Genomic DNA, 5,332 nt, shown 5'->3' on the forward strand with positions numbered 1-5,332 from the left:
ATCACAATTTCCTCGAAATTCCGGTAAACGTTCCAGGTACACCGTCATCCTCGATCCCCAGACAGGTTAATCTGGGCAAGTTCACAAATTCCTCTTCTCAGCAAATTCAACCCGCCTCTCACCCCAAATTAAATCAAATAAGCTACAGACAAAAGAACGCCTGGTATCCGGTTTTCCGGCACAACTGAAAATCCAACGCCGAGAAAATCCCCAAGAACAAACAGAAAAAGAGAATAAACCCCAACCCGTACAACCCACTCCCGCACCAGCGCCAGAATCAGGTGGTGACATGGCTCCAGCCACTCCCCAGGTAGCCAATGAAGGTGGGAGTGCGGCAGCAGCAACAATTCCAAAACAATAATCAAATCGATTCAGTTAGGCAAGAGGCATCCTCACAAGTTACCCAGGAACAGGAACAAGCCGCAGGAGGTATTCAAGAGACAGTCGAGGCAGAACCGGATACCAGTAGTATTGAAGCAAGAGTTGCGACACCGCTAGAGCAGCCCGAGGCGGGAGAGCCAACCGATGTCAATGCCGAGGGAGCCGTTCCCCAACCAAGGAGTGAGGCTGAAGTATCCGCACCGTTACAGGCAAATAGCCAAGAACTCGACCAGCAGATGGCGGCAGAAAATGTCACCGAGGAACAACTGGCGAATTCTAATGAACCCGAATTTATTATTGTGGGATATTACAGGCTACGATGAACGGTTCAGTGATGCGGTATTTGGCTTACCACCAGAGGTGAATCAATTCTTTGTCGATGGGCGGCAATTATATATCGATGAGATGGATATCGCGCTCACCGATATTGCCAATTATGTTGCTGAAAAACTCAATGAGGCAAAAGAACGAATTAATCAAGGCAAGCAGGAGATTCAGGAGTATGTAGCTGGGTTGCCAGACAATCTCCGACAGGTAGGAGAGGACGCAGCACAGAACATTCAAAGCCAATTTGATCAGTTAGAGGAAAGTGTTAACAACAAGCAAAATGAGTTAATCGACTCATTGGCACAGCAGTACAGTACGAGTCTGCAAGAGGTTGATGCCCGCATTGAGGAGATGCAAGCGGAAAATCAGGGTTTAGTCAACCAATTCACGGATATGATGGGTGGGGTTTTCAACACGATGGGGCAAATCCGCTCCATGCTCGAAGGCGTGTTGGCAGGTGCGGCGGGTGCAATTGGCGCGATTCTATCAGACCCAATTGGGTTCTTGGGCAATTTAATCAGTGGGGTGAAGCAGGGCTTAGATAACTTTGTTGGCAATATTGCCACCCACTTGCAAGGCGGATTGGTTGCCTGGTTGACGGGGACGATGGGAGGGTTAGGTATTCAGATTCCCGATGATCTGTTCAGCTTAGAGGGTATTTTTAACTTAGTCGCGCAAATACTGGGTCTGACCTGGGATTATATTCGCTCCAAGGCAGTGCGGATGTTTGGAGATCCAGTCGTGGCGGCGATGGAACAAGGGTTAGAAATGTTCCAAGTCTTCCAAACTGAAGGAGCGATCGCGTTATGGGAACAGGTTCAAGACCAGTTTACCGACTTGAAAGAGCAGGTGATTGACCAGATTAAGGATATGGTGATTACCCAAGTGATTCAGTCCGGTGTGAGCTGGATGCTGGGTCTGTTGACACCAGCCGGAGCGTTTGTCAAGGCAGCACAGACAATTTACAACATTGTCATGTTCTTCGTCAACCGAGGTAGCCAGGTTGTCGAACTGGTGCAGGCGATAACCGAATCGATTGGTGCGATCGCATCCGGTGCGCTGGGTCAAGCAGCGAGTTTGGTTGAGTCGGCGCTGGCTAAAGCTTTACCTGTGGCGATTGGTTTCTTGGCTTCGTTGATTGGTGTCAGTGGATTGGCTCGGAAGGTACAGGATGTTGTTGAAGGGATTCGCAAGCGGGTTGATGACGCGATCGAGTTTGTACTGAAAAAAGCCAAGCAGATGGCGGCTAGTCTATTAAGGCGGCTGGGTATTGGCAGAGGTGAGGAAGGTGAACCTGATGAGCGGACTATGGAGGAGAAGGAAGCTGACGTTGGCAGAGCCGTTGCTGAAGCAGAGCAGCATATGGACGAAGATGGAGCTAACTCTAAGAGTGTCGAGGCAGAACTTCCAGAACTAAAATCTAAGTACCGACTAAAATCAGCCAACATAGTGGAGACTGATAGCGATACCTACTATGTAGAGGTTGAGATCAATCCCAAGGCGAAAACCAAAGAAAAAGAGGATGATAGTCCACCTAAAAGGGGACATCATATTTTTAATAACAGTCTCAGACAAACAGTAGATGAATTAAAAAATCTTGTCGCGTCTTCATCTGCGACGCCTCTGATAGAAGCTGTGAACTCAACCGAAGATATTTTGAATAGTAATGTATTTGAGCTTACAGTCAGCAAAGAAAATGAATCAGCAGCAGGTGGAGATACCAATTCCCGTATATACGGTGCGGTCAAGGAACGATTTCTCAGCAGACTTCAGCAAGTTTTAGACCCCGAACAAGAATCCGATTCATCAGGATTAAGTCAACTTTTGGATAGGTGGATAGACTCGGCTCTCGATAGAGATGCCGAGCAGATTCTCCAAGAAAAGGGTACAGGAGAGGAAAAAAGAAAACTTAACCAAGGAAAGCAAAAGTTAGATCGGATTAGTGATCTGTTAAAAGCAGCTATCGAGCAGTTACCAACTAATCAAGATAGAAATTGCCCAGCAGAGGTGATTCAAGTTCGAGACACTTCTAGGTCTGACATTGAAGATACTCAAATTCTGATAGATGACAAACATATTAATAATCAGACTTTGATACGTCAAAAACAGCAGGAACTAAGGACTATAGAAGGGAAAAATCGTACTCCTATTCAAAATGAAATCGCGGCTCTTGAACAGCTTGATCGAGACATTATGGTTTTAAATGCTATCTTACAGGAGCAGAGAGAACGCTGGAATGAAGCTAGAAATATGGAGTGTAAAGATGATGATGATAAGGAATTGTTAATAGAAGAATTTACAGATATAATCAATGTATTACGAGACAGTGTTAAGAAGAAGATTGACACTATTTGATTTGTTAACTTAAGTTTGAGTAGTATCTATGCCCAATATTTAAGGAAATAAAGTTGAAAGAGAAAGATTGACTGAGCAGACTAGACAACTTATTGTTAAACAACATTAAATACAAGTGAATCAGCTCAAGGTAACATATCCTGACAAAGAAGTCGCGGTAAAGGGCAACTTATATAAGGTGCATCGGCGACCTATACATCCTGAGATTATTATCAACGATAGCGATCAAGGAGTTCAAATTATAGATCCTTGGCGTGAAGAAGTCAAAGCTCTTATTCCTTTCATTGGCAATTACCGTAGTGCAGGAACTAGGGATGAGTGGTGTTTCCAGGCAGATGGCAAAACCATGCTGATTTTGAGCGGAGAAAATCGAATGGGATATTGGCTATCACTGGAAGGAGGTTCTTCCTACGAACTTGAATGCCCACCTATGCCAAGAATTGCTGATTTGCGTTATGTTTGGGACGAGAATTCATTCTGGATTACTGGTGGAAAATCCCATCGTGTCTATAAACTAGAATGGCACGAAAGTACACCTATATTTAGGCAAGTTTCTTCCATAGAATCCCGACGAGTACAGCGAGGATGGAGGCGTACATTAGATAGTATCTCGCTATTGGATTCTAATGTACTGCGAGTAGAGCCGGAGCAGTCTCAAATGCTGTACCACAGTTTGGCGAAGGAACCAGCACAAATTGGTGTAGCGAATTGGAGTGATGAGATGGTATGGACTGTTTCCGCTCCCAAGCCCATCCCTACTGTTATGGGTTCCTACTCGCTGACTAATTTGGAGGGCAAGAGCGAGAGCGTAAATACCCGCTTATTTCCTCTAAGTTTGATTAGACTTGCTTCTTTCACTAATCGGCTATTTATTATGTATGAACATGAGGTATATTCTCTCAACGAGAATGGTCAAATAGAAATAACTTGCCCTGCGCCAGAAAACTTCCGCTACATAGACTTAGACACTATACCTGCCCAATCCGAGTACCCAGCTGCTTTGGTTATAGGATGCAAATCTATACATAGTTCTAACAGTAAACTTCTGATTTACGAATTAGAGGCTTAAAATGTTGAGTTAGACTTTAAGTAAGTCATCGGGATCGCTGGTTTCTATATCCCAAACTATATCTATCATCTGTGTCAAGAATCTACTCTGATATAATACAAGCCTTCCATTATACTATCAAAGTTTATCGTACTGTTTTCCAAAGGTTGTACCAATGAATATACAAAAGGATATTTACCGTGAGTAACGTCTAAAAATTTATATCCTATTAATTTTTCTTCAACATCAATTTCATTTTGTATTAGCAGCAATTGATATCCTTGTATTTGTTTATTGTTGTATATTGGTTTAAGTTGTTCCTTTGATTTTTTAATCACTTTTCTACACAGTTCTAAATTTCCGACAGAATCATAATGGACATATTCATGAGCAAACTGACGAATCATTTTTATCCTACCTAATGGGTTGATAGTAAACACGCATAGAGCAACGCTTTCTTCAAATTATAGTTTAAACAACATCGGCATAACTTTCCATGACCACAAAGACAGACAATCATCAACTGGACAGTGATTTAACGCTATACCCTCGCACCACTACCCCCCTCACCCTTCACACCATCACCCTGTCCCTATATAAAGATAACGATCAACTCATCGAGTGTCGTCTTACCTTCAACGTTAACCTTGAACTCTATGAACGCATTGACACCCAAGCCTTATTCAACCTTAAACCAGAAATACGCGGTAATTTATCCTCTGGCAAATTCCTCCCTGAAGCCGACATCACCATCGAAACCAGCCTAAAACCCGACTTACTTCAACACCTAACAGAACACGCAGCTGATGCGAACAAAGCTGCAACCTATCTCCTGAATCTTAGTCAAGAACAACCCAATCACCCCCTACTTTCTACTGAAAATTGGTTAGCCTTATCCGTAAAACAGCAACAGGAATCAGGCGAAACAGGTTACAGTACAATCTGGGCTTATATTAATCCCTCCGCACTGGCTTCTGGTGAAACATCCAGTGAGGAAATGAATCAAGCTGTTGCTAAATTCTTCAAAGAATGGACAGAGACTAACTTATCTGCCGTCACGCAAAAAGCAACCTCTCAGATGCTTGATGGAATGCTCAATTTCTTCAAAGAATTAGCTGATGTCAGTCTGGATGCCCTAGAAAAGCAAGTACCCAACACTATCACCGAACCTGAACCATCCAGCATCCAGATTTTTGCGGAAATGGTCAATTTCTTCAAACA

5 protein-coding genes and 1 pseudogene are annotated in these 5,332 nt (G+C 43.5%); 5 read left to right on the forward strand and 1 reads right to left on the reverse strand.

Annotated elements, in window-relative coordinates; all coding sequences use genetic code 11:
- The 4 genes from ACLFWI_RS26135 to ACLFWI_RS26150 all read left to right on the forward strand — a co-directional run.
- On the forward strand, positions 1-188 hold a 188-nt coding region (locus ACLFWI_RS26135), incomplete at its 5' end, for a hypothetical protein (protein ID WP_446415348.1).
- A gap of 129 nt (positions 189-317) precedes the next feature.
- Positions 318-704, forward strand: coding sequence for a hypothetical protein (locus ACLFWI_RS26140; RefSeq protein ID WP_446415349.1), 387 nt, complete (start codon positions 318-320; stop codon positions 702-704).
- A complete protein-coding gene (locus ACLFWI_RS26145) occupies positions 661-3,063 on the forward strand; it encodes a phage tail protein (RefSeq protein ID WP_446415350.1) in 2,403 nt (800 codons plus the stop codon). Before ACLFWI_RS26140 ends, ACLFWI_RS26145 begins: the two co-directional genes overlap by 44 nt.
- Positions 3,064-3,178: 115 nt before the next feature.
- Positions 3,179-4,132 carry a hypothetical protein gene (locus tag ACLFWI_RS26150; RefSeq protein WP_446415351.1) on the forward strand — a complete coding sequence of 318 codons (954 nt, stop codon included), beginning with the start codon at positions 3,179-3,181 and terminating at the stop codon, positions 4,130-4,132.
- Between the two features lie 74 nt (positions 4,133-4,206).
- Here the strand turns inward: ACLFWI_RS26150 and ACLFWI_RS26155 are convergent, their stop codons facing one another.
- Positions 4,207-4,518, reverse strand: a complete 312-nt coding sequence (locus ACLFWI_RS26155) for a hypothetical protein (RefSeq protein ID WP_446415352.1) — start codon at positions 4,516-4,518, stop codon at positions 4,207-4,209.
- Positions 4,519-4,607: 89 nt separating this feature from the next.
- Between ACLFWI_RS26155 and ACLFWI_RS26160 the strand changes: the two are divergent.
- A pseudogene (locus ACLFWI_RS26160) lies at positions 4,608-5,332 on the forward strand (YbjN domain-containing protein); the annotation flags it as partial.

The organism is Coleofasciculus sp. (genome assembly GCF_046539235.1).
GTDB lineage: Bacteria > Cyanobacteriota > Cyanobacteriia > Cyanobacteriales > Coleofasciculaceae > Coleofasciculus.